At 72.0% G+C, this 22,226-nt stretch carries 22 protein-coding genes; 11 read left to right on the top strand and 11 right to left on the bottom strand.

Going from position 1 to position 22,226, the window contains the following annotated elements; translation table 11 throughout:
• Positions 1 to 68: 68 nt before the first annotated feature.
• The 7 genes from ACNNMR_RS27795 to ACNNMR_RS27765 all read right to left on the bottom strand — a co-directional run bounded on the left by ACNNMR_RS27795 (position 69) and on the right by ACNNMR_RS27765 (position 7,074).
• Positions 69 to 1,130, bottom strand: coding sequence for a diguanylate cyclase domain-containing protein (locus tag ACNNMR_RS27795; protein ID WP_420000493.1), 1,062 nt, complete (start codon positions 1,128 to 1,130; stop codon positions 69 to 71).
• Positions 1,131 to 1,297: 167 nt separating this feature from the next.
• On the bottom strand, positions 1,298 to 2,098 hold the full coding sequence (locus tag ACNNMR_RS27790; RefSeq protein WP_419997411.1) for an enoyl-CoA hydratase/isomerase family protein: 801 nt from the start codon (positions 2,096 to 2,098) through the stop codon (positions 1,298 to 1,300).
• 19 nt (positions 2,099 to 2,117) lie between these two features.
• Positions 2,118 to 3,212 carry an adenylate/guanylate cyclase domain-containing protein gene (locus ACNNMR_RS27785; RefSeq protein WP_419997410.1) on the bottom strand — a complete coding sequence of 365 codons (1,095 nt, stop codon included), beginning with the start codon at positions 3,210 to 3,212 and terminating at the stop codon, positions 2,118 to 2,120.
• Positions 3,213 to 3,371: 159 nt separating this feature from the next.
• On the bottom strand, positions 3,372 to 4,208 hold the full coding sequence (locus ACNNMR_RS27780; RefSeq protein ID WP_419997409.1) for a biotin--[acetyl-CoA-carboxylase] ligase: 837 nt from the start codon (positions 4,206 to 4,208) through the stop codon (positions 3,372 to 3,374).
• A 30-nt stretch (positions 4,209 to 4,238) separates the two neighbouring features.
• Positions 4,239 to 5,177, bottom strand: coding sequence for an alpha/beta hydrolase (locus tag ACNNMR_RS27775; protein ID WP_419997408.1), 939 nt, complete (start codon positions 5,175 to 5,177; stop codon positions 4,239 to 4,241).
• Positions 5,174 to 5,947: a glucose 1-dehydrogenase gene (locus tag ACNNMR_RS27770; protein ID WP_419997407.1), complete on the bottom strand. Its 774-nt coding sequence runs from the start codon at positions 5,945 to 5,947 to the stop codon at positions 5,174 to 5,176. Before ACNNMR_RS27770 ends, ACNNMR_RS27775 begins: the two co-directional genes overlap by 4 nt.
• Entirely contained in the window at positions 5,944 to 7,074 is a 1,131-nt protein-coding gene (locus ACNNMR_RS27765; RefSeq protein ID WP_419997406.1) for an LLM class flavin-dependent oxidoreductase, read from the bottom strand. Before ACNNMR_RS27765 ends, ACNNMR_RS27770 begins: the two co-directional genes overlap by 4 nt.
• 65 nt (positions 7,075 to 7,139) lie before the next feature.
• Between ACNNMR_RS27765 and ACNNMR_RS27760 the strand changes: the two genes are divergently transcribed.
• From ACNNMR_RS27760 to ACNNMR_RS27740, 5 genes are all read left to right on the top strand, one after another.
• Complete coding sequence (locus ACNNMR_RS27760) at positions 7,140 to 7,721, top strand: PadR family transcriptional regulator (RefSeq protein ID WP_419997405.1); 582 nt, start codon at positions 7,140 to 7,142, stop codon at positions 7,719 to 7,721.
• Positions 7,722 to 7,871: 150 nt separating this feature from the next.
• Complete coding sequence (locus ACNNMR_RS27755; RefSeq protein ID WP_419997404.1) at positions 7,872 to 9,461, top strand: acyl-CoA carboxylase subunit beta; 1,590 nt, start codon at positions 7,872 to 7,874, stop codon at positions 9,459 to 9,461.
• Between the two features lie 10 nt (positions 9,462 to 9,471).
• A complete protein-coding gene (locus tag ACNNMR_RS27750) occupies positions 9,472 to 9,708 on the top strand; it encodes an acyl-CoA carboxylase subunit epsilon (RefSeq protein WP_419997403.1) in 237 nt (78 codons plus the stop codon).
• Positions 9,709 to 9,769: 61 nt separating this feature from the next.
• Positions 9,770 to 9,907 (top strand): morphogenic membrane protein MmpB, encoded by a 138-nt coding sequence (gene mmpB, locus ACNNMR_RS27745; protein ID WP_419997402.1) that lies wholly within the window; start codon positions 9,770 to 9,772, stop codon positions 9,905 to 9,907.
• Positions 9,908 to 9,923: 16 nt separating this feature from the next.
• Positions 9,924 to 10,523 carry a Maf family protein gene (locus ACNNMR_RS27740; RefSeq protein WP_419997401.1) on the top strand — a complete coding sequence of 200 codons (600 nt, stop codon included), beginning with the start codon at positions 9,924 to 9,926 and terminating at the stop codon, positions 10,521 to 10,523.
• On the opposite strand, the gene ACNNMR_RS27735 is transcribed toward ACNNMR_RS27740, so the two are convergent.
• Complete coding sequence (locus tag ACNNMR_RS27735) at positions 10,504 to 10,956, bottom strand: hypothetical protein (protein WP_419997400.1); 453 nt, start codon at positions 10,954 to 10,956, stop codon at positions 10,504 to 10,506. The genes ACNNMR_RS27740 and ACNNMR_RS27735 overlap by 20 nt on opposite strands.
• 357 nt (positions 10,957 to 11,313) lie before the next feature.
• Between ACNNMR_RS27735 and ACNNMR_RS27730 the strand changes: the two genes are divergently transcribed.
• Entirely contained in the window at positions 11,314 to 13,071 is a 1,758-nt protein-coding gene (locus ACNNMR_RS27730; RefSeq protein ID WP_419997399.1) for an acetyl/propionyl/methylcrotonyl-CoA carboxylase subunit alpha, read from the top strand.
• Positions 13,072 to 13,142: 71 nt separating this feature from the next.
• On the opposite strand, the gene ACNNMR_RS27725 is transcribed toward ACNNMR_RS27730, so the two are convergent.
• Positions 13,143 to 14,564, bottom strand: a complete 1,422-nt coding sequence (locus ACNNMR_RS27725; RefSeq protein WP_419997398.1) for an MFS transporter — start codon at positions 14,562 to 14,564, stop codon at positions 13,143 to 13,145.
• Between the two features lie 117 nt (positions 14,565 to 14,681).
• Here ACNNMR_RS27725 and ACNNMR_RS27720 point away from each other — a divergent pair, with 117 nt between their 5' ends.
• Positions 14,682 to 15,251: a TetR/AcrR family transcriptional regulator gene (locus ACNNMR_RS27720; RefSeq protein WP_419997397.1), complete on the top strand. Its 570-nt coding sequence runs from the start codon at positions 14,682 to 14,684 to the stop codon at positions 15,249 to 15,251.
• Here ACNNMR_RS27720 and ACNNMR_RS27715 read toward each other — a convergent pair.
• Positions 15,248 to 16,222, bottom strand: a complete 975-nt coding sequence (locus tag ACNNMR_RS27715; protein ID WP_420000492.1) for a DeoR/GlpR family DNA-binding transcription regulator — start codon at positions 16,220 to 16,222, stop codon at positions 15,248 to 15,250. The two genes, ACNNMR_RS27720 and ACNNMR_RS27715, sit on opposite strands and share 4 nt — an antisense overlap.
• A gap of 161 nt (positions 16,223 to 16,383) precedes the next feature.
• Positions 16,384 to 17,835, bottom strand: coding sequence for an NAD(P)H-quinone dehydrogenase (locus tag ACNNMR_RS27710; protein WP_419997396.1), 1,452 nt, complete (start codon positions 17,833 to 17,835; stop codon positions 16,384 to 16,386).
• Between the two features lie 142 nt (positions 17,836 to 17,977).
• Here ACNNMR_RS27710 and ACNNMR_RS27705 point away from each other — a divergent pair, with 142 nt between their 5' ends.
• The 4 genes from ACNNMR_RS27705 (at position 17,978) to deoC (ending at position 22,221) form a co-directional block, all read left to right on the top strand.
• Positions 17,978 to 18,778: a purine-nucleoside phosphorylase gene (locus ACNNMR_RS27705; protein WP_419997395.1), complete on the top strand. Its 801-nt coding sequence runs from the start codon at positions 17,978 to 17,980 to the stop codon at positions 18,776 to 18,778.
• A gap of 40 nt (positions 18,779 to 18,818) precedes the next feature.
• Complete coding sequence (locus ACNNMR_RS27700; RefSeq protein ID WP_419997394.1) at positions 18,819 to 20,531, top strand: phospho-sugar mutase; 1,713 nt, start codon at positions 18,819 to 18,821, stop codon at positions 20,529 to 20,531.
• Complete coding sequence (locus ACNNMR_RS27695; protein ID WP_419997393.1) at positions 20,528 to 21,178, top strand: PH domain-containing protein; 651 nt, start codon at positions 20,528 to 20,530, stop codon at positions 21,176 to 21,178. The genes ACNNMR_RS27700 and ACNNMR_RS27695 overlap by 4 nt, the downstream gene beginning before the upstream one ends.
• 74 nt (positions 21,179 to 21,252) lie before the next feature.
• Positions 21,253 to 22,221 (top strand): deoxyribose-phosphate aldolase, encoded by a 969-nt coding sequence (deoC, locus tag ACNNMR_RS27690; protein ID WP_420000491.1) that lies wholly within the window; start codon positions 21,253 to 21,255, stop codon positions 22,219 to 22,221.
• Positions 22,222 to 22,226 lie beyond the last annotated feature (5 nt).

The following is a 22,226-nucleotide window of genomic DNA, read 5'->3' as shown; positions in this document are numbered from 1 at the left end:
TTCAGGAACCTTAGGGTCTGTAATTCTGTGTGTCACGACCGGGGGCGGGTTGCGCCTGTTACACCTGGCTACGTCCGGCCGCGGAACGCCCGCCGCTCACCCTCGCTGCCTCGGGGCGCCGTATCGGCGAGCCGCACCACCTTCTCGTCCCGCCCCGCCACCACGGGCTTCGCCGCCCGGGCCGCCTTGGCTTGGTACTGGGCGGCGTCCGCGAGCCGGAACAGCCGCCGCGCGCTGCGCACCGCGCCGATCGGGTCCCCCGTCGAGGCGATCCCGCACGCCACCCCCTCGCCGAGCTCCAGCTCCGCGGCCCGTACGCACAACTCCTCCGCGGCCCGCACCACCTCGTCCGCCGCAGGGCCGACCGCGAGCAGGCAGAACTCGTCGCCGCCGAGGCGGGCGGCGAGGGTGCCGGGGAGGCTGGCGCCGTAGAGGGAGAGGAGCGAGCCGAAACGTTCCAGCAGGCGGTCGCCGGTGGCGTGGCCGAGCGAGTCGTTGACCTGTTTGAGGCCGTTCAGGTCGCAGACGGCGAGGGTGACGACGGTGCCCTCGCCGCGATGACGCCGGATGGCGTCCTGCAGCGTCGAGTCGACGGCGCGCCGGTTGGCGAGCCCGGTGAGCGGATCGGTGAAGGCGAGCCGGTGCGCCTCTTCGAGCCGCTCGGTCTGCGCCACACCCGCGGCCACGACGGCCGCGAGCTCACCCGCGAAGTCGGTCTCGGCGGCGCTGAAGACAGGTGCCTCCGGCGGCCGGGCGACGTACAACTCGCCCCAGGCCCGCCCCCGCGCGATCAGCGGCGCGATGACGCAGCAGCCACGGTGGCGGCGGGTGAGGGCGGCGGCGCGAGGGCTGTCGGTGGGGGTGTCGGTGGCGATCACGACCCACGGCCGCGGCGGCGACCCCGCGCCATCGTCCGGCCCCGCGATCTCGGGGAAGTCGTGCACCGCGTACGACTCGTCCTCCGGGAACTCCTCCTCCCCCGGCGCCCGCTCGCCCGCGTTCACCAGCACCCGCAGCCGCCCCCGCTCGCGCTCCCACACGGAGATCGCGGCGAAGCTGCCGCCCAGCGCGGCGCGCGCCGACTCCGCCGCGGCGCGGAGGGTGTCGCGGGCCGTGCCGGCGGCGGCCATCGCGCGGGCGAGCTCTACGACGCCGCGGAGGCGCTCGGCTCCGGCGCTCTGGGCGCTCTGGGGGTCCACACCCTCCAGCGTAGGAACGATTGCCACGATTCGGACACTGGACACCCTGCGGTCACCCGCCACCGCGGCGCGGCACGGCCAACCGCCCTACTCCCGGCTCACTCCCCCGGCCACTGCGGCTTCCGCTTCTCGTTGAACGCCGCGACGCCCTCCGCCCGGTCCCCGGAGAAGGCGGTCGTACGCCAGGCCGCGTCTTCCAGGTCCAGACCCGCCTGCAGATCCTTCCCCCACCCCAGCCGCATCGCCCGCTTCGCCGCCCGCACGCCCACCGGCGAATTCCCGGCGATGGTGGCGGCCAGTTCCAGCGCCTCCGTACGGTCCTCGCCCTGCGGCACCAGGACATCGACCATGCCCATCGCATGGGCATCCGCCGCCTCGACCCGCCGCCCGCTGAAGATCAGCTCCGCCGCCCGGGCCGCCCCCACCCGGCGCGGAAGCAGCTGCGTGCCGCCGCCGCCCGGCACGACGCCGACCGTCACCTCGGGCAGCCCCACCACGGCCGACGCATCGGCCACGATCACATCGCAGGACAGCGCGATCTCGTACCCGCCGCCCAGCGCGAAGCCATGCACCGCCGCGATCGCCGGCATCGGCAGCTCCAGCACCCCCGTGTACGCCGCGCGCGCCCGCGGCCGCTGGCGGCGCAGCTCGTCATCGGTGAAGGAGTTCCGCTCCTTGAGGTCCGCGCCCACGCAGAAGGCGCGCTCATGCGTCGAGGTCAGCACGACCGCCCGTACGGACGGATCCGCGGCCAGCGCGGCCGTGGCCTCGGTCAGCGAGGCGGCCATCGCGGTCGACACCGCGTTCATGGCCTTCGGCCGGTCCAGGATCAGCTCGGCCACATGGCCGTGGCGGCGTACGAGCACATGTTCGCCGTAACGCTTCTCGCTATCGCTCATGGAGCGAGAAACTACCCGCTCACTCCCGCCGCGACAGCATCCACGGCTCGACCACCCCAAGGCCGCGCACCGGCCGCTGCCACATCGGCTGCAGCGCGAAGCGGTACTTCTCCGCGATGCCCTCCTCCGCCTCCTTGGCGGCCTGCGCCTCCGACTCCGGCGCCGCCCCCTCGCGGCGCAGCTCCTCGGCGAAGGCGCCGTCCACCAGGACCGCGTCCCGGGGCGCTATCGAGGTCAGCCGGGCCGCGAGGTTCACGGTCGTGCCGAAGACGTCTCCCATACGGGTGGTGACGGTCCCGAAGGCCATCCCCACCCGCAGCTCCGGCATCGTCTCGTCGTTCGCCATCGTCTCGATCAGCCGCAGCCCGATCTCGGCGGCGGTGCCGGCGTCGTCGGCGGAGTACAGCACTTCATCGCCGAGGGTCTTGATGAGCCGCCCGCCGTGCGCGGCCACCAGATCCGCGGCCGTGGTCTCGAAGGCCTCGACCAGCTCGCCGAGTTCCTCCTCCTCCATCCGCCGGGTCAGCCGAGTGAAGCCGACGAGGTCCGCGAAGCCGACGACGAGGCGCCGCTCGCCCATCTCCTCGTCATCGGCGGCCCCGATGACCCGCCCGGTGGCCGCTGCCAGCTGCCGCCGCCACACGTAGACAAGAAACTCTTCCAGCTCCGGCAGCAGCAGCTCGACCAGCGGATACGTCATCTCCATCCGGGTCATCCCGGGCTCCTGGGGCTCGGTGAGGCCCTCCAGGAAGGAGTCGATCTGCCAGTCGGCGAGCCGCGCCGTGGTCTGCCCGGTGGACCGCGCCACCTGCACCGCCATGCCCTCGCTGAGCAGCCCGGCCTCGACGAGACCGGCGAGCCGCCGCAGGGCGAGGACATCCGCCTCGGTCAGCGCCTTGGCCTGGCCGATGTCGGCGAAGCCCATCGCGCGCCAGAAGCGGGCCGCGAGATCCATCGGCACACCGGCGGTACGGGCCGCCTGGAAGGCGGTATAGCGGCGCGGGGCGCCGAGGATGAGCTGCTCGAGCTTGAGCGCGACGGGGTCGTCATCGAGCCCGCCGGCGTCGGCGGGATCCTCGGCGGGCGTATCGCCCGATGGCTCGGTGCCGCTCACCGCCCCACCCCTGTCACGTGCGTACTCACTGCGCTTGGCGAAACCGTCCGGCGGCGGGCTCCCCTCACGGGCGTCCGCGAAACCGAACAGCGATCCCCCACGATACGGGAAATGTGGCCCAGCTCACTCACCTGGCCCGAATACCCCCGGCTCAGCCCGTCAGATCCCGCGCACATGCACAATGTCGCCCGCCCCCACGGGCCGCTGCAGGCCGTCCGCGGTGGCCAGCACCAGCCGCCCGTCGCCGTCGATCGCCACCGCCTCGCCGGTCAGCTCCTCGCCGCCGGGCAGCTCGGCGCGCACGTCGCGGCCGAGGGTCGAGCAGCCGGCGGCGTACGCCTCCATCAGCCCGCTCGCGGCCGCGTCGCCGCCGGCCTGCTTCCAGTCGCCGTACCAGCGCTCGAGCGACCTCAGTACGGAGCGGAGCAGCGGGTCGCGGTCGACGCCCTTGGCGCCGGCGAGGGCGAGGGAGGCGGCGGTGGGGACGGGGAGTTCGTCGGGGGCGAGGGTGACGTTGATGCCGATGCCGAGGACGATGGCGTCGTCCCCGGCCCGCTCGGCGAGGATGCCGCCGGTCTTGCGCTCCTCGCCGTCGACGGTGACGAGGAGGTCATTCGGCCACTTCAGCGCCGTATCGACGCCGGCGGACCGGGACAGCGCGGTGGCCGTGGCCACGCCGGCGAGCAGCGGCAGCCAGCCCCATCGCTCGACCGGCACACCCGGCCGCAGCAGCACGGAGAAGAACAGTCCGGAGCGGGCGGGCGCACTCCACGTACGCTCCAGCCGCCCCCGGCCCTTCGCCTGCTCCTCGGCGACGAGGACGGCTCCCTCCGGCTCGCCGGCGGCGGCCCGCTCGGCGAGATCGGAGTTGGTGGACCCGGTGACCTCGACGACATCGAGGGCGGTCCACAGCGAGCCGGGCCGGAGCAGCGCCTGACGCAGGGCGTCGGCATTCAGAGGCGGGCGTTCCAGGTCGGACCAACGGTTAGCGGTCATACGCCCCAGCCTAGAGCCGCCCCCACCCCCTCAAGAACCCACCCGCCGCCCCCTCAAGAACCCGCACACCCCAGCCCGCGCCTCGGCGCCCTCCGGCAGCTGCCCTGCCAGCCCGAGAAAGCCGTGAAACATGCCGTCGTAGCGGCGATGCGTGACCGGCACCCCGGCCTCGCTGAGCGCCCAGGCGTAGGCCTCGCCCTCGTCGCAGAGCGGGTCGCAGGCGGCGGTGACGATGTGGGCGGGCGGCAGGTCTGCGTGGCTGCGGGTGCGCAGCGGGGCGGCGTAGGGGTCGGCGGCGTCACCGGCGCGGGGGAGGTATTGCCGCCAGAACCAGCGCAGATGGGCTGCGGTGAGGAAGCAGCCGTCGGCGTTGCGGCGATACGAGGCGGTGTCCTGGGCGGGGTCGAGCTGCGGGTAGATCAGGGCTTGGCGGCTGATCGGGGGGCCGCCGCGGTCGCGCGCGAGGAGGCAGCAGACGGCGGCGAGATTCCCTCCGGCGGAGTCGCCGGCGACGGCGGGGGCGGTGCCGTATTGCTGGGCGGCCCAGCACACGGCGGCGTAGGCGTCCTCGGCGGCGGCGGGGAAGGGGTGCTCGGGGGCGAGGCGGTAGTCGACGGATATCAGGGGGCGACCGCTGCCGGCGGCTAGGGCGCGGGCGGTGGCGTCGTAGAGGTCCAGATCGCCGAGGACGAAGCCGCCGCCGTGGAAGTAGACGATGGGGGCGGGGGCTTCGCCGCTCTCGTACGGGCGATACACCCGCACCGGCACCTCGCCCTCCGGGCCCGGGATCCGCAGGTCGGTCGCCTCGGCCACCTCGGGCCCGCGCTTCGCGCGTCCGCCCGCGGCGAGGATCTTGCGGGCCTCGGGGGCGTCGGTGACCGACCCGCCGAGGTCGGGGAAGGCCGCGCTCAGCGCCTGCACCAGGGGCCGGGCATGCGCCGCGAGCCACGCCGCGCCGGACGCGGTCATGCGTCCTGCTCCGGCTGTGCTGATGGCAGCTTCCCCGCCGACCAGCCCCCGTCCACCGCGATCTCCGCCCCGGTCAGATACCCCGCCGCATCCGACGCCAGAAAGGCGACCATCCCCGCCACATCCTCCGGCACCCCCACCCGCCGCAGCGCTACCCCGGGATGGTTCCCGGCTCCGCGCGGCGGCACGACCCCCGCCACCATCGGGGTGTCGATCATCCCCGGGTGCACGGAGTTGACCCGGATCCCGTACTCCCCGAACTCCAGCGCCGCCGTCTTGCTCAGCCCCCGCAGCCCCCACTTCGAGGCCCCATAGCCACCCGTACGCGCAATGCCCATCAGCCCGGCGACCGACGAGACATTGACGACGGACCCGCCCCCGGCCTCCCGCATCGGCCCGAGGCATGCCCGCATCCCGAGGAACGGCCCGGTCAGATTGATCCGCAGCACCCGCTCGAAGGACTCCGGCGCCTCCTCCGCCAGCGCCCCACTCGCGTACACACCCGCGTTGTTGACCAGCACATCCAGCCGCCCGAAGGCTTCAAGCGCGACATCCACGGCCGCGGCCCACCGCGACTCATCCGTCACATCCAGCCGCACATACCGAGCCCTGTCAGCCCCGATATCCGCGGCCACCTTCCGCCCCTCGACATCGAGCACATCCCCGAGCACGACCCGTGCCCCGAGCGATGCGAACAGCCGCGCCTCGGCCTCCCCTTGCCCCCGCGCGGCGCCGGTGATCAATGCGGTCTTCCCCGCCAGCGAGATCATCCCTGGCCCCCTCGGAAATGCGGGATGACGTGCTCGCCCCACTGCCGCAGCGTCTCCAGACACGCCTCCTGCGGGACGGTGCCCATCTGCACCAGGCACATGACCTCGTCGACCCCGGCCGCCCGCAGCCGCTCCACGTAAGCGATCGCATCGGCCGCAGTGCCGTACGCATGCTCGGGGTTATAGACGGCCGTCGCACTCGGCCGCACCGGAATGCGCGCCTCGTGCAGCCGCGCCTCCACCTGCTCGGCGCCGCGCCGCATCAACTCGGCCTCACTGCCCGCATCGCCGCTGACCGCCTCGTCGGGGACGCCTCCGCCCCCGTACCAGTGCGAGATGGCCTGCGCGAAGAACCGCTGCCCGCGGATGCCGATCGCCCGCGCCTCCTCCCGGTCGTCCAGCACGATCGTCGGACACAGGGCGGAGAAGTGATCGTTGACGACATCCGACACGAAGGCCGACCCGTCGCGCTCCGCGACGCACTTGTCGTAGAAGCGCCGCATCGACGCCACCTCATCCGGCCCTGCGAAGCCCATCACCAGTGCCCCAAGGCCGAGTTCCGCGGCCCGCGCCAGGGTCTGCTGCTTGCTGCAGGCCAGGAAGAGCGGCGGATGCGGGGCCTGTACGGGCCGCGGCAGCACCGTGTGCGGCTCGATGTCGAGCAGCTCTCCGTGCCACTCCAGGGCCTCGTCGCGCCACGTCGCGCCGATGATCCGCAGCGCCTCCTCGACCTCCGCCTGAGTACGCTCCGGGTCCACCCCGCACAGCGAGGTCTCCTGCGGGGTCGCGCCCCGCCCGGCGCCCAGGTCGAGACGGCCGCCGGAGAGCACGTCGAGCATGGCGGCCCGCTCGGCGACCCGCACCGGATGGTTGAAGTTGAAGGGCATGCAGACCACGCCGTGGCCGATCCGGATCCGCGAGGTCTTCGCGGCCACCCAGCTCAGGAAGATCTCGGGCGCGGACATGTGCGCGTACCACTTGAGCGCATGATGCTCGACGGCCCAGACCCGGTCGAAGCCCATCTCCTCGGCGAGTACGGCCTGTTCCACGCAGTCGTGGATGACCTGCCGCTCGTGCTCGGGAGAGGGGTTCGCCAGCTGCGCCTCGAAGATGACGGAGAACTGCACAGCACCTCCAGGGAATTGCGTCGGGACCCTTGCGCCGGTGCGGTGGCGATATTTCAATTAGTCATATGACGAGCCGTCAGGTCAAGACCTCCGACGACCCCGAACTCCCGGCCACCGCCTGGGCGGTGCTCGGCCTGCTCTCGTTCCCGGGCGAGCGCTCGGGCTACGAGCTCAAGAAGTGGGCCGACGCCTCCCTGGCCTTCTTCTACTTCACCCCCGCCATCAGCCAGATCTACGCCGAGCTGCGCCGCCTGGAGGCCCGCGGCTACGCGACATCCCGTATCGACGAGGCGACCGGCCTGCGCTCGACGCGCCGCTACGCCATCACGCCCCCCGGCCGCGAGGCGCTGGCCCGCTGGGCGGCGGAGACGGACCCGGGCCCGGCGGTCCTGAAGCACCCGCTCCTGCTCCGGGTCTGGCTCGGCCACCTCGCCGAGCCGGAGCGGCTGCGCGCGCAGCTCACCGCCCATATGGAGCGGGTACGGGCGGCGCTGGACGAGATCGAGCGGGCCGAGCGCGTATCGCAAAAGATCGGCGACTGGCCGTACCCGGAAATCGCCCTGCGCTGGAGCGAGCGCCGGCAGCGGGCGGAGCTGGAGCTGGCGGAGGCGATGCTGGCGGATCTCGAGGAGCTGTGGGGCGGCTAGCCCCAGCCGCCCCTTGCCGCCCCACTCCTACCGGCGGGCGCGGCACGGGGCAGGTGTGTCCAACGCCGCACCGCCATCAGGGCTGCGCGCCGATACGCTACCTCTCGGTAGCGCACGCACCCCCCGATGACGAGCAGGAGCTGCACTGTCATGGCCGAGCCGACCATCGACATCCACACCACCGCCGGCAAGCTCGCCGATCTCCGGCAGCGCGCCGAGGAGGCAACCCACGCCGGCTCGGCCAGGGCGGTGGAGAAGCAGCATGCGAAGGGCAAGCTCACCGCCCGTGAACGCGTGGAGCTGCTGCTGGACGAGGGCTCCTTCACCGAGCTCGACGAGTTCGCGCGGCACCGGTCCACGAACTTCGGCATCGAGCAGAACCGCCCGTACGGCGACGGCGTCGTCACCGGCTACGGCACGGTCGACGGCCGCCCGGTCGTCGTCTACTCGCAGGACTTCACGGTCTTCGGCGGCTCCCTCGGCGAGGTCTACGGCGAGAAGATCGTCAAGGCCATGGACTTCGCGATGAAGACCGGCTGCCCGATCATCGGCATCAACGACGGCGGCGGCGCCCGCATCCAGGAGGGCGTGGTCGCCCTCGGCCTCTTCGCCGAGATCTTCCGCCGCAATGTGCACGGCTCCGGCGTGATCCCGCAGATCAGCGTGATCGTCGGCCCGTGCGCGGGCGGGGCGGTCTACTCCCCCGCGATCACCGACTTCACGATCATGGTCGACCAGACCTCGCACATGTTCATCACCGGGCCCGACGTCATCAAGACCGTCACCGGGGAGGACGTCGGCTTCGAGGAGCTGGGCGGCGCCCGTACGCACAACACCACCTCCGGCGTGGCGCACCACATGGCGGGCGACGAGAAGGACGCCTTCGAGTACGTGAAGGGCCTGCTCTCGTACCTCCCGTCCAACAACCTCACCGACCCCCCGGCGTTCCCGGAGGAGGCCGACCTCGAGACGTCCGCCGACGACCTCGAACTCGACGCCCTCATCCCGGACTCGGCGAACCAGCCGTACGACATGCACACGGCGATCGAGGGCGTCCTGGACGACCACGAGTTCTTCGAGACGCAGGCCCTCTTCGCGCCGAACATCCTCACCGGCTTCGGCCGCATCGAGGGCCAGCCGGTCGGCATCGTGGCGAACCAGCCGATGCACTTCGCCGGCTGCCTGAACATCGACGCCAGCGAGAAGGCCGCCCGCTTCGTCCGCACCTGCGACGCCTTCAACGTCCCCGTCATCACCTTCGTGGACGTCCCCGGCTTCCTCCCGGGCACGGACCAGGAGTACGACGGCATCATCCGCCGCGGCGCCAAACTGATCTACGCGTACGCCGAGGCCACGGTGCCGCTGATCACGGTGATCACCCGGAAGGCCTTCGGCGGGGCGTACGACGTCATGGGCTCCAAGCACCTGGGCGCCGACCTCAACCTCGCCTGGCCGACGGCGCAGATCGCGGTCATGGGCGCGCAGGGCGCGGTCAACATCCTGCACCGGCGCACCCTCGCCGCGATCGAGGACGCCGGGGAGCAGGAGACCAAGCGCCAGGAGCTCATCCAGGATTACGAGGACGCGCTGCTGAACCCGTACGCGGCCGCGGAGCGCGGATATGTCGACGCGGTCATCGCGCCGTCCGAGACCCGGCGGAACATCGTCCGCGGCCTGCGCGTGCTCCGTAACAAGCGCGAGGCGCTGCCGCCGAAGAAGCACGGCAACATCCCCCTGTGAGGAGCGCCGCATGAGCGACCACGGCATGACCCCGGAGACCTTCCGCGTCCTCCGCGGCAACCCCACCCCGGAAGAACTGGCCGCCACGCTGGCAGTGGTCCAGGCCCGCGCGTCGGGCACCCCGGGCGCCCTGTCCCCGTCGACCCGCCCCACGGACGAGTGGGCCTCGCGCACCCGCGCAATGGCGGCCCGCCGCGCCGCCGCGCCCGGCCCGTCCGCGTGGCGCACAACGTACTGGCCGTCCTAGGGGTCAGGATGAGTACGCATACTCAGGCGCCACCCGCACCCCCCACCGCAAGGTGGATCGCATGCTGTGGTCCGACCCCCGGGATGAACCCCCCAAAGAACTGCGCGAGACGCAGGCCATGATGCGCCGCGCCAGCCGCCTCCTCGCGGCAGCGATCATCGCCGTCGGCCTGCTCGCTGTGCTTGGCCTGCTGCAATGAGGCCTAGGCTGAGCGCATGCCAGAACGTCGTCTCGTACTCGCCTCCGCCTCCCCCGCCCGCCTGGAGCTCCTGAAGCAGGCCGGCTTCGACCCCCACGTGATCGTCAGCGGGGTCGACGAGGACGCCCTCTCCGCACCGACACCCGGCGACCTCGCAAGGATTCTCGCCGAGGCGAAGGCCTCCGTCGTCGCCCGGAAGGGCAGCGCCGAGGGCGCCCTGGTGATCGGCTGCGACTCGGTGCTGGAGCTGGACGGCGAGGCGCTCGGCAAGCCCGCCGACGCCGCCGAGGCGACGGCTCGCTGGAAGGCGATGCGCGGGCGCGAGGGCGTGCTGCAGACGGGGCACTGCGTGATCGACACCGTCTCCGGCCGGGACACCTCGGCCACCGCCTCCACCACCGTCCGCTTCGGCGAGCCGACCGACGACGAGATCGCCGCCTACGTGGCCACCGGCGAGCCGCTGCACGTGGCGGGGGCGTTCACGCTCGACGGCAGGGCGGCGCCGTTCATCGACGGCATCGACGGGGACCACGGCAATGTCATCGGCCTGTCGCTGCCGATGCTGCGCCGGCTGCTGCGCGAGCTGGACGTGGAGATTACGAAGCTGTGGGTGTAGGCGCGGCCTCCGCGCCACTCGCGCCACCCGCGCCGTTCTCGCCGTGGTTGATCAGGCTGAAGACCAGCAGCCCGAGGATCACCATCATCACCACGAAGATGGCCCAGCCGAGCAGCCCCACGGCCACCGCCCCGATCACGCCGTGCACCACGGCGGCGCTGATCAGCAGGATCCGCGCGAAGGTGCCGGGGGCCCGGTCCCGTACGACCGTGAGCAGCAGGACGATCCCGACCGCCAGCAGATAGATGCCGAACACGACACCCGCCACTCGGGTGGCGTTTGCCATGACCGACGTATCGAGGCCCGCAAGCGACATGTGCTGCTCGCTCAGCAGATGGCCGAGGAGGAAGTTGAGCAGCGCCATGCCGACGCCCTCGACGACCAGCACCCCGGACGTGATCGCGGCCACCGTGCGCCGGAGCCCCACCTGCATCGCCGCCTCTCAGAACTGTTACCAGCGGTATAGTCCGGGCGTGACGCTACTAGCGGGTAATGGAGTCTCGCAAGGGTCCGTACCCGCGGAGATGGTCCGGGCAAAGAATCCACCCGTCGTTAGTAGAGGTTCCACAAAACTGGGCCCCTCCCTAGCGCGTCGCTATACAGAGACCTTGGCCACACCAGCTTCCCGAGCGCACCGCCCACAAAGCGGCGTACCTTGGAATCTCCGGGGTTCCGGCCCCGGCGCGCTGTCCGGATCACGCTCTGTGTGGGCAAGCTCACGCCCAGGGCCGACTCACCGCACGGTGTCGCCTGTACCTAAAATCGCGGTTGTTCCAAGGAGGGAGCCAACGTGCGCAAGGTGCTCATCGCCAACCGCGGCGAAATCGCTGTCCGGGTCGCCCGAGCCTGCCGGGATGCCCAGATCGCGAGCGTGGCCGTCTACGCCGATCCGGACCGGGACGCGCTGCATGTGCGCGCCGCCGACGAGGCGTACGCGCTGGGCGGTGACACCCCGGCCGCGAGCTATCTGGACATGGACAAGGTGTTGAAGGCCGCCGCCGACGCCGGCGCGGATGCCATCCACCCGGGCTACGGCTTCCTTTCGGAGAATGCCGAGTTCGCCCAGAAGGTCCTCGACGCCGGTCTTACGTGGATCGGCCCGCCGCCGCAGGCCATCCGCGACCTCGGCGACAAGGTCGCCGCCCGGCACATCGCGCAGCGCGCGGGCGCCCCCCTCGTGGCGGGCACCCCCGACCCGGTGTCCGGCGCGGACGAGGTCGTCGCCTTCGCCGAGGAGCACGGCCTGCCGATCGCCATCAAGGCCGCCTTCGGCGGCGGCGGGCGCGGCCTGAAGGTCGCCCGCACGCTGGAGGAGGTCCCGGAGCTCTACGACTCCGCGGTCCGCGAGGCGGTCGCCGCCTTCGGCCGCGGCGAGTGCTTCGTCGAGCGCTACCTGGACAAGCCGCGGCATGTGGAGACCCAGTGCCTGGCCGACCAGCACGGCAATGTCGTGGTCGTATCGACGCGGGACTGCTCGCTGCAGCGCCGGCACCAGAAGCTGGTCGAGGAGGCCCCGGCGCCGTTCCTGTCCCAGGCCCAGAACGACGAGCTCTACGCCGCCTCCAAGGCCATCCTGAAGGAGGCCGGTTACGTCGGCGCCGGGACCGTCGAGTTCCTGGTCGGCCTGGACGGCACCATCTCCTTCCTCGAGGTCAACACCCGCCTGCAGGTCGAGCACCCGGTCACCGAGGAGGTCACCGGGCTCGACCTGGTCCGGGAGATGTTCCGGATCGCCGATGGCGAGGAGCTGGGTTACGGCGACCCCGAAATCCGCGGTCACTCCTTCGAGTTCCGTATCAACGGCGAGGACCCGGGCCGCAACTTCCTCCCCGCGCCCGGCACGGTCACCGTCTTCGACCCGCCAGCCGGTCCCGGCGTGCGCCTCGACGCGGGCGTGGAGTCCGGCAGCGTCATCGGCCCGGCCTGGGACTCCCTGCTGGCCAAGCTGATCGTTACGGGCGCTTCGCGCCGGCAGGCCCTGCAGCGGGCCGCCCGGGCGCTGAGCGAGTTCACGGTCGAGGGCATGGCCACCGCCATCCCCTTCCACCAGGCGGTCGTTGCGGACCCGGACTTCACGGCCGACCCGTTCAAGGTCCACACCCGCTGGATCGAGACCGAGTTCAACAACACCATCCAGCCCTTCGCCGGCGCCGCCACCGACGCGGACACCGACGAGGAGACCGGCCGCGAGACCGTCGTGGTCGAGGTCGGCGGCAAGCGGCTGGAGGTCTCGCTGCCCGGCGGGCTGGGCATGACCATGGCCCGTACGGCCGCGGCGGCCGGCGCCCGCCCGAAGCGCCGCGCGGCGAAGAAGTCCTCCGCCGCCGCCTCGGGCGACGCCCTCGCCTCGCCGATGCAGGGCACGATCGTCAAGGTCGCGGTCGAGGAGGGCCAGCAGGTCAACGAGGGCGACCTCGTCGTGGTGCTGGAGGCCATGAAGATGGAACAGCCGCTGAACGCTCACAAGGCGGGCACCATCAAGGGCCTGTCCTCGGAGATCGGCGCGTCCGTCACCTCCGGCGCGGTGATCTGCGAGATCAAGGACTGACGTAACGGCAGCACGCAGACGGCGGCGCGGCCCGGATCCCCTCCGGGCGGCGCCGCCGTCTGCTGTACGGGTCAGCGCCTCGCGGGCGCCCGTACCGCCGCCATGAACAGGAACGCCACCACCGAGAACACCGCACCGCCGGTGAACGCCGCCGAAGCCCCCGTCGCAAAGCCTGGGCCGGAAGGCCCACTCGCGGCCGAGCCGAAGACGGTCACCAGCACGGCCAGCCCCAGGCTCCCGCCGAGCTGCTGCATCGTCTGCAGCAGGCCGGACGCGGAGCCCGCGTCCTCCGGCCGTACGCCGCTGAGTATCAGCGTGTTGATCTGCATCATGGTCAGCCCGATGCCCACGCCGATGAGCACCATCGGCCCGAACAGGCCCTCCCAGTAGCCGGTCCCCGCGGTCAGCCGCCCCATCCAGGCGACGCCCGCGGTGTTCAGTGCCGTACCGATCAGCGCCACCCGCTTCGGGCCGAACGCCGCCTGGGCGCGCGGCGCGAGCCGGGCGGCGGCGAAGAGCGGGACGGTCATCGGCATGAAGGCGAGGCCGGCGCGGAGCGGGCTGAAGCCGAGGCCGGCGGACTGCAGGTACTGGGTGGAGAAGTAGAACGTGCCGAACATGCCTGCCGGGATCATGAGCATCGCCGCGTACGACAGCGCCCGGTTGCGGTCGGTGAACAGCCGCAGCGCGACGAGCGGCTGCCGCACCCTCAGCTCGGTGGCGAGGAAGGCGGCGAGCAGCACGGCGGCCGTGGCGAAGGCGCCGAGCGCCAGGCCGTCGCCCCAGTCCTCCTCGGCGGCGCGGATAAAGCCGTACACGAGCACGGTGACGCCGAGGGTGCCGGTCAGGGCCCCGGTGGCGTCGAACGAGCCGCGCCGGCGCGGGGTTTCGGTGATGTAGCGGGGCGCGAAGGCGGCGATGGCAAGGCCGATCGGGACGTTGATGAACAGCACCCAGCGCCAGTCGATCCAGTCGGTCAGCGCCCCGCCGACGATCAGGCCGATGGAGGCGCCCGCGCCGCTGATGGAGGAGAAGACGCTCAGCGCCCGGCCGCGCTCTGCGCCCTCGGCGAAGGTCGTCGTGATCAGCGCCAGGGTGCTCGGGGCGGCCAGCGCGGCGGCGGCGCCCTGCAGCGTACGGAAGACCAGCAGCCACTCGCCGCTGGGCGCGAAGCCGCCGAGCAGCGAGGCGGCCGTGAAGGCGAGGACGCCGATGACCAGGGCGCGGCGGCGGCCGATGCGGTCGCCTATGCGGCTGCCCAGGAGCAGCAGGCCGCCGAAGGCGAGGGTGTAGAGGTTCAGCACCCAGGACATGCCGGTGGCGGAGAAGTGCAGGTCGGTGGCGACGTATGGGAGCGCCACGTTCACGACGGTGGCGTCGACGAGGAACATCAGCTGGGTGGTGACGATGGCCGCGAGGGCGAACCCGGGACGGTGCGGCGGGCGGCCGGGGGCCGCCTTGGTGCTGGTGGTGCTGTGTACAGATGTGGACACGGAGGTGCCTCCAGCAGAACAATGGTAAGCGGAGGGGAACTCCGGTAACTATACGGAGGCTCCCTCCGTTTCCGCAATGGCATTCTGTGTACGCGGAGACGAGGAAGGGTGGTGCCCATGGCGACGGCGCAGGGCAGGCCGATGCGCGCGGACGCGCGGCGTAACTACGAGCGCCTGCTGGCGGAGGCCAGGGCGGCGTTCCTGGAGCGCGGCACGGAGGCCTCACTGGAGGACATCGCGCGCGCCGCGGGCGTGGGGATCGGCACTCTCTACCGGCACTTCCCGGACCGCTTCGCGCTGATGGAGGCGGTGTTCGAGGGCGAGGTGGCGGGCCTGGAGGCGGATGCCGCGCTGCGCGCCGACGGCGAACTCAGCGCGTTCGACGCACTCATGGCCTGGCTGCGGGGCTACATGACATGGGTGACCACGTTCCGGGGCGTGGCCACGGCGCTGCTGAACGAGGGCCGGATGGCCAACTGCCACGCTCAGCTGATGAGTACGGCAGATGGCCTGGTGCAGCGCGCCCGGGAAGCGGGCGAGCTGCATCCGGACGCGACCACGCGCGACGTGCTACGGCTGGCGAACGCCATCAGCTACGCCGCCGAAAAGGCGGCGACGAAGGCCCCGGACGACACAGACGTCGCCGAGCGGCTGCTGAAGCTCGCCGTGGAGGGACTGCGCGCCTAGCGCCTGCGCGGCGCCAGATCCGCCACCCGCCCCGGCGGTACCTGCTCCGTCAGTCCGGCTCCGCGCAGTGAGGGCGCCGGGCCCGGGCCGCCGTTCTGCTGCCGGCCGGCTCCGCTGCCGCGCTGGCCAGGGAGGCTCACGCCGCCGCGGCGCTGCTGCTGGCGGGCGGCCGAGGACGGTCCGGACGGGCCCGCCGGCGCCTCCGGCGACTGCGCTCCCGGAGCGGACACCGCCGCCACCGACAGCTGCACGCCCTGGTCGGCGAGCGCCTGCAGCTCCGTCGCGGCGCGGTCGTCGTCGCCCGGCGGCTCGTCGGTGACCAGCCGCGTGATGATGTCCGTGGGCACGGTCTGGAACATCGTGTCGGTGCCGAGCTTGGTGTGGTCGGCGAGGACCACGACCTCCGCGGCCGCCTGCACCAGCGCCCGGTCCACGCTCGCGGAGAGCATGTTGGACGTGGAGAGGCCGCGCTCGGCCGTAAGACCGCTGCCCGAGAGGAACGCGCGGGTGACGCGCAGCCCTTGCAGCGACTGTTCTGCGCCACTGCCCACGAGCGCATAGTTCGAGCCACGCAGGGTGCCGCCGGTCATGACGACCTCGACGCGGTTGGCATGGGCCAGCGCCTGGGCCACCAGGAGGGAGTTGGTGACGACGGTCAGGCCCGGCACCCGGGCCAGCCGGCGGGCCAGCTCCTGGGTGGTCGTACCCGCGCCGACCACGATGGCCTCGCCTTCTTCGACGAAGCCGGCCGCGAGATCGGCGATGGCCGTCTTCTCCGCGGTCGCTAGATGGGATTTCTGCGGGAAGCCGGACTCCCTTGTGAAGCCGCCCGGCAGCACCGCACCGCCGTGCCGGCGGTCGAGGAGTCCTTCGGCCTCCAGCGCCCGTACGTCGCGACGCACGGTCACTTCAGAGGTCTGGACCACGCGGGCGAGCTCACGGAGCGAAACGGCCCCGTTGGCGCGCACCATTTCGAGGATCAATTGGCGACGTTCTGCAGCGAACACGAAACTGACAGTAACGCGGGCGACCGACTGCTTTCAGCTGTTTGCGCCGATTAACGGAAGCTGTCCATACGCGGCGCCAGTTGGTGGTATACGCGCCAACTCACCCGCGCCGGCCCCAACTGCCGCTACAGCTCAGCGGCTTCCGCCTTGCGGCCGTGCAGCTGCCTGGCCACCTCGGCGATCGATCCTGACAGGGAAGGATAGACCGTAAAGGCGTTTGCGATCTGTTCCACCGTCAAGTTGTTGTCAACCGCGATCGAGATGGGGTGGATCAACTCGCTGGCCCGCGGCGCCACGATGACGCCGCCGACGACGATTCCCGTCCCGGGGCGACAGTAAAGCTTCACGAATCCATCGCGGATCCCCTGCATCTTGGCCCGGGGGTTGCGAAGGAGCGGAAGTTTCATCACCCGCGCATCAATGCGCCCCTCGTCAATGTCGGCCTGCTGGTAGCCGACGGTGGCGATCTCGGGGTCCGTGAAGATGTTGGCCGAAACGGCCTTCAGGTGCAGCGGTGACACGGAGTCACCGAGGAAGTGGTACATCGCGATCCGGCCCTGCATGGCCGCCACCGAGGCGAGCGCGAAGACGCCGGTGACGTCGCCCGCCGCGTAGACGCCGGGGGCCGTGGTCCGCGACACCTTGTCGGTCCAGATGTGGCCGGATTCCTTCAGCCGTACGCCCGCCTCCTCCAGCCCCAGACCAGAGGCGTTGGGGATCGCGCCGACCGCCATCAGGCAGTGGGTGCCGGTGATGACGCGGCCGTCCTGCAGCGCCACCTCGACCTTGTCGCCGACCCGGCGGACGGCGGAGGCGCGGGAGCGGGACATGACGTTCATGCCGCGGCGGCGGAAGACGTCCTCCAGTACGGCGGCGGCGTCCGGGTCCTCGCCGGGCAGCACGCGATCGCGCGAGGAGACGAGGGTGACGCGGGAGCCGAGCGCCTGGTACGCGCCGGCGAACTCGGCCCCGGTGACCCCGGACCCGACCACGATGAGCTCCTCAGGCAGCTCCTCGAGGTCGTAGACCTGCTTCCAGTTCAGGATCCGCTCACCGTCGGGCAGCGCGTCGGGCAGCTCGCGGGGCGTGCCGCCGGTGGCGACGAGGACGGCATCGGCGATGAGCTCCTGGGTGGAACCGTCGGCGGCCGTGACCGTCACCTTGCGGGAGCCGTCGGGCGCCTGGGTGGCACCGATCGCGCCGCGCCCGCGCATGACCTTGGCGCCGGCGCGGGTGACGGCGGCGGTGATGTCATGGGACTGGGCGAGGGCGAGACGCTTCACGCGCCGGTTGACCTTGCCGAGGTCGACGCCCACCACTCGCGCCGCGGTCTCCTCCGGCGGGGTGTCGTCCTCGACGATGATGCCCAGCTCCTCGTACGAGGAGTCGAAGGTCGTCATCACCTCGGCGGTCGCGATCAGCGTCTTGGACGGCACGCAGTCGGTCAGCACCGACGCGCCGCCGAGGCCGTCGCAGTCGACGACGGTCACCTCCGCGCCGAGCTGCGCGGCCACCAGGGCCGCTTCGTATCCGCCGGGGCCGCCGCCAATGATCACGATCCGAGTCACATGCTCCATTGTCGCGCAGCGGATGGCGGTGCTCCGCGTTGGGGGTTCCGTACGAGGGTGTCGGGCGCGGTGTCGTAGGAAGTGCCTGGATGCGGACCAGTGCGGGGTGCCGGGCATGACCACGGGCGTCTACGCGCGTAGGATCGTTGCCGTGAACGCATCGCAGACCACCCCTGACAGCGCGGCCGCCGCCGCCCGCCTGCGCGAGCTCACCGGCGCGGAGACCCACGACGTCGCCCTGGTGATGGGCTCCGGCTGGGTGCCGGCCGCCGACGCGCTCGGCGCTCCCGCGGCCGAGTTCCCCGTGACCGAGCTCCCCGGCTTCCCGCCCCCCGCGGTGGCCGGCCACGCCGGCAAGATCCGCTCGTACGAGGTGGGCGACAAGCGGGCCCTGGTCTTCCTCGGCCGCACGCACTTCTACGAGTCCCGCGACGTGGCAGCGGTCGCGCACGGGGTGCGCACGGCGGTAGCTGCCGGGTGCAAGTCGATCGTTCTGACGAACGGGTGCGGGGGGCTCCGCGAGGGCATGCGTCCTGGTCAGCCGGTGCTGATCTCGGATCACCTGAACCTGACGGCGGCGTCGCCGATCGTCGGCGCGAATTTTGTGGATCTTACGGACCTGTACTCGCCGCGGCTGCGGGCGCTCTGCAAGGAGGTGGACCCGTCCCTGGAGGAGGGCGTGTACGCCCAGCTGCCCGGGCCGCATTACGAGACGCCGGCCGAGATCAGCATGCTGCGGGTGCTGGGCGCCGACCTGGTCGGCATGTCGACCGTCCTGGAGGCCATCGCCGCCCGCGAGGCGGGCGCGGAGGTCCTGGGCATCTCCCTGGTGACCAACCTCGCCGCCGGGATGACCGGTGAGCCGCTCAACCATGAAGAGGTGCTGCAGGCCGGCCGGGACTCCGCCTCGCGGATGGGCGCGCTGCTCGCGGACGTGCTGCGCCGGGTGTAGCCGCCGGGCAGGTGCGAGGGTAAGAACCAGACCGCCGACCATGGCAACGGAAGAGACCAACGTGACCACGGACAACGCCCTCACCCAGGCGAAAGCCTGGCTCGCCGAGGACCCGGACCCCGACACCCGCGAGGAGCTCGCCCAGCTCATCGAGGCCGGTGACGAAGCCGCCGTCGCCGAGCGGTTCGGCGGCACCCTCCAGTTCGGCACCGCCGGACTGCGCGGCGCCCTGGGCGCAGGCCCCATGCGCATGAACCGCGCCGTGGTCATCCGAGCGGCAGCGGGCCTCGCCGCGTATCTCAAGCAGCAAGGCCACGACGGCGGCCTCGTCGTCATCGGTTACGACGCCCGCTACAAGTCCGCGGACTTCGCCACCGACACCGCCGCCGTCATGGTCGGCGCCGGCCTCAAGGCCGCGCTCCTCCCCCGCCCCCTCCCGACGCCCGTCCTCGCCTACGCCATCCGCCACCTCGGCGCCGTGGCCGGCGTCACCGTCACCGCCAGCCACAACCCCCCGCAGGACAACGGCTACAAGGTCTACCTCGGCGACGGCTCGCAGATCGTCCCGCCGGCGGACGCCGGCATCGCCGCCGAGATCGCCGCCATCGGCAGCCTCCACGACATCCCGCGCCCCGACGACGGCTGGGAGGTCCTCGGCGGCGAGGTCCTCGACGCCTACCTCGAGCGCGCGAAGAGCGTCGTCACCCCGGGCGGCCCCCGCGACCTCTCCGTCGTCTACACCCCGATGCACGGCGTCGGCGGCACCACCCTCGCCGCCGCCTTCGAGCGGGCCGGCTTCCGCGCCCCGCTCGCCGTCCCGGAGCAGGCCGAGCCCGACCCGGACTTCCCGACCGTCGCCTTCCCCAACCCCGAAGAGCCCGGCGCCATGGACCTGGCCTTCGCCAAGGCCGCCGCCGCCGACCCGGACCTCATCATCGCCAACGACCCCGACGCCGACCGCTGCGCCGTGGCCGTACCCGACGCGGGCGCCGCCGACGGCTGGCGCATGCTCCGCGGTGACGAGGTCGGCGCGCTGCTCGCCACCCATCTGGTGCACAAGCGCGTCCGGGGCACCTTCGCCGCCTCGATCGTCTCCTCCTCCCTCTCCGGCAAGATCGCAAAGGCCGCCGGCCTGCCGTACGAGGAGACCCTGACCGGCTTCAAGTGGATCGCCCGCGTCGACAACCTGGCCTTCGGTTACGAAGAGGCGCTCGGCTACTGCACCGACCCCGGCGGCGTACGCGACAAGGACGGCATCACCGCCGCCCTCTGCGTCGCCGAGCTCGCCGCCGAGCTGAAGGCCGCGGGCCGCACCCTCCAGGACCTCCTCGACGACCTCGCCGTCGAGTACGGGCTGCACGCCACCGACCAGCTGTCCGTACGCGTCGACGACCTCGCCCTCATCGACGCGGCCATGCGCCGCCTGCGCGAGCAGCCGCCCGCCGCGCTCGCGGGCCTCGCGGTGACCCGCGCCGACGACCTCACCAAGGGCACCCCCGAGCTGCCGCCCACCGACGGCCTGCGCTACTACCTCGCCGGCGACCGGGACCGCGGCATCGAGTCCGCCCGCGTCGTCGTCCGCCCCAGCGGCACCGAGCCGAAGCTCAAGTGCTACCTGGAGGCCGTGCTGCCGGTCGCCTCCCCGCGCGAGCTCGGCGCGGCCCGTACGGCCGCCGCCGACGTGCTCGCCGAACTCAAGTCGGACCTCGGCAGGGCTGCCGGAATCAGATCTGAGGCAGAATCGGCGGCATGAGCACGAACGAGCCTTCGACTCCGCAGCCGCCGCAACCGCCGCAGACTCCGGAGAGCCCGCAGTACGCCGACCGCGTCTTCCGCTCCGTCGGCGGCGTGATGGGCGGCGTGCTGCTGCTCGCCCTCGCGGCCTGGCTCGGCATCGACGCGCTGGTCAGCGGCACCGGGCGGACCCGGCTGCTGTCGGTCTCTGCGCTGGTGTGCGCGGTGCCGCTGATCGTCGCCTTCACCGTCCGCCCGGCGGTGTACGCGGGCGACGACCGGCTCAAGGTCCGCAATCCGTTCCGCACCATCACCCTGCCCTGGGGCGCCGTGGAGACCGTACGGGCGCACTTCAGCAGCGAGGTGCTCACCAAGGACGGCACGAAGTTCCAGCTGTGGGCCGTCCCGGTGTCCATCCGCGCCCGTAACCGCGCCAACCGGCAGGCCGCGAAGGCGGGCGCCAACGACGTCGTCTCCGTGGCGTCGGCCGGCGACAAGCCGCACCGGGCGCCCGCCGACCAGAGCATCGACGATCTGCGGGAGCTGGCGGAGCGCAACGGCGGGCGGGAGAGCGCGCAGGGGGACGCCCAGGTGAAGTGGGCGTACGAGATCATCGCGCCGGCGGTCGTCGGGGCTCTCGCGCTGCTGGTGCTCGCGCTGGTGTGACCTAGCCGTCCGGCTTCCTCGGGGTCACCCCCTCCCCAAGACGCTACGCGTGTAGATATGCTCGTCTTGTGAGCATGTCTCGTACCGCGTCCCCGGCCGCATCAGACTCCGCCCCCTTCGCCGAGGTGACCGCTTCCGACAGCGCGCTGCGCCGCTTCCTGCACGGACTGCCGGGCGTCGACCCGGTGGGCCTGGAGGCCCGTGCCGCGTCCCTGGGCACCCGTTCCATCAAGACGACGGCCAAGGCGTACGCCCTTGACCTCGCGATCTCGATGATCGACCTGACGACGCTCGAGGGTGCGGACACCCCGGGCAAGGTCCGGTCGCTGGCCGCGAAGGCGGTCAACCCGGACCCGACCGACCGCGAGACCCCGAAGGTCGCCGCCGTCTGCGTCTATCCGGACATGGCGGCCGTCGCCGCCGCCGGCGTCAAGGGCAGCGGCGTCAAGGTGGCCTCCGTGGCCACGGCCTTCCCGGCCGGGCGTGCCGCCCTCCCGATCAAGCTGGCGGACACGAAGGACGCCGTCGCCGCGGGCGCCGACGAGATCGACATGGTGATCGACCGCGGCGCCTTCCTCTCCGGCAGGTACCTCCAGGTCTTCGAGGAGATCAAGGCGGTCAAGGAGGCCACCGGCACCGCCCGCCTGAAGGTCATCTTCGAGACCGGCGAGCTCTCGACGTACGACAACATCCGCCGCGCCTCCTGGCTGGGCATGCTGGCGGGCGCCGACTTCATCAAGACCTCGACGGGCAAGGTCGCGGTGAACGCCACCCCGGCGAACACGATGCTGATGCTCCAGGCGGTCCGCGACTTCCGCGACCAGACCGGGGTACAGGTCGGCGTGAAGCCGGCCGGCGGGATCCGTACCGCCAAGGACGCGATCAAGTTCCTGGTGCTGGTGAACGAGACCGCGGGCGCGGACTGGCTGGACAACCACTGGTTCCGCTTCGGCGCCTCCAGCCTGCTCAACGACCTGCTGATGCAGCGCCAGAAGCTGGCCACAGGGCGCTATTCCGGTCCCGACTACGTGACGGTGGACTGAGCGAG

Source organism: Streptomyces boninensis (genome assembly GCF_048572725.1).
GTDB lineage: Bacteria > Actinomycetota > Actinomycetes > Streptomycetales > Streptomycetaceae > Streptomyces > Streptomyces boninensis.
The sequence above is the reverse complement of the archived record's forward strand: the minus strand, read 5'-3'. Positions and strand labels throughout refer to the sequence as shown.

Coding starts and splice junctions, on each gene's coding strand:
- deoC (WP_420000491.1), top strand. CDS start 21,253: ATGTCTCGTACCGCGTCCCCGGCCGCATCAGACTCCGCCCCCTTCGCC.
- ACNNMR_RS27780 (WP_419997409.1), bottom strand. CDS start 4,208: ATGACCGCTAACCGTTGGTCCGACCTGGAACGCCCGCCTCTGAATGCC.
- mmpB (WP_419997402.1), top strand. CDS start 9,770: ATGCTGTGGTCCGACCCCCGGGATGAACCCCCCAAAGAACTGCGCGAG.
- ACNNMR_RS27715 (WP_420000492.1), bottom strand. CDS start 16,222: ATGGTGCGCGCCAACGGGGCCGTTTCGCTCCGTGAGCTCGCCCGCGTG.
- ACNNMR_RS27795 (WP_420000493.1), bottom strand. CDS start 1,130: ATGGCCGCCGCCGGCACGGCCCGCGACACCCTCCGCGCCGCGGCGGAG.
- ACNNMR_RS27760 (WP_419997405.1), top strand. CDS start 7,140: ATGACGAGCCGTCAGGTCAAGACCTCCGACGACCCCGAACTCCCGGCC.
- ACNNMR_RS27720 (WP_419997397.1), top strand. CDS start 14,682: ATGGCGACGGCGCAGGGCAGGCCGATGCGCGCGGACGCGCGGCGTAAC.
- ACNNMR_RS27755 (WP_419997404.1), top strand. CDS start 7,872: ATGGCCGAGCCGACCATCGACATCCACACCACCGCCGGCAAGCTCGCC.
- ACNNMR_RS27740 (WP_419997401.1), top strand. CDS start 9,924: ATGCCAGAACGTCGTCTCGTACTCGCCTCCGCCTCCCCCGCCCGCCTG.
- ACNNMR_RS27775 (WP_419997408.1), bottom strand. CDS start 5,177: ATGACCGCGTCCGGCGCGGCGTGGCTCGCGGCGCATGCCCGGCCCCTG.
- ACNNMR_RS27710 (WP_419997396.1), bottom strand. CDS start 17,835: ATGGAGCATGTGACTCGGATCGTGATCATTGGCGGCGGCCCCGGCGGA.
- ACNNMR_RS27735 (WP_419997400.1), bottom strand. CDS start 10,956: ATGCAGGTGGGGCTCCGGCGCACGGTGGCCGCGATCACGTCCGGGGTG.
- ACNNMR_RS27700 (WP_419997394.1), top strand. CDS start 18,819: ATGGCAACGGAAGAGACCAACGTGACCACGGACAACGCCCTCACCCAG.
- ACNNMR_RS27750 (WP_419997403.1), top strand. CDS start 9,472: ATGAGCGACCACGGCATGACCCCGGAGACCTTCCGCGTCCTCCGCGGC.
- ACNNMR_RS27770 (WP_419997407.1), bottom strand. CDS start 5,947: ATGATCTCGCTGGCGGGGAAGACCGCATTGATCACCGGCGCCGCGCGG.
- ACNNMR_RS27790 (WP_419997411.1), bottom strand. CDS start 2,098: ATGAGCGATAGCGAGAAGCGTTACGGCGAACATGTGCTCGTACGCCGC.
- ACNNMR_RS27695 (WP_419997393.1), top strand. CDS start 20,528: ATGAGCACGAACGAGCCTTCGACTCCGCAGCCGCCGCAACCGCCGCAG.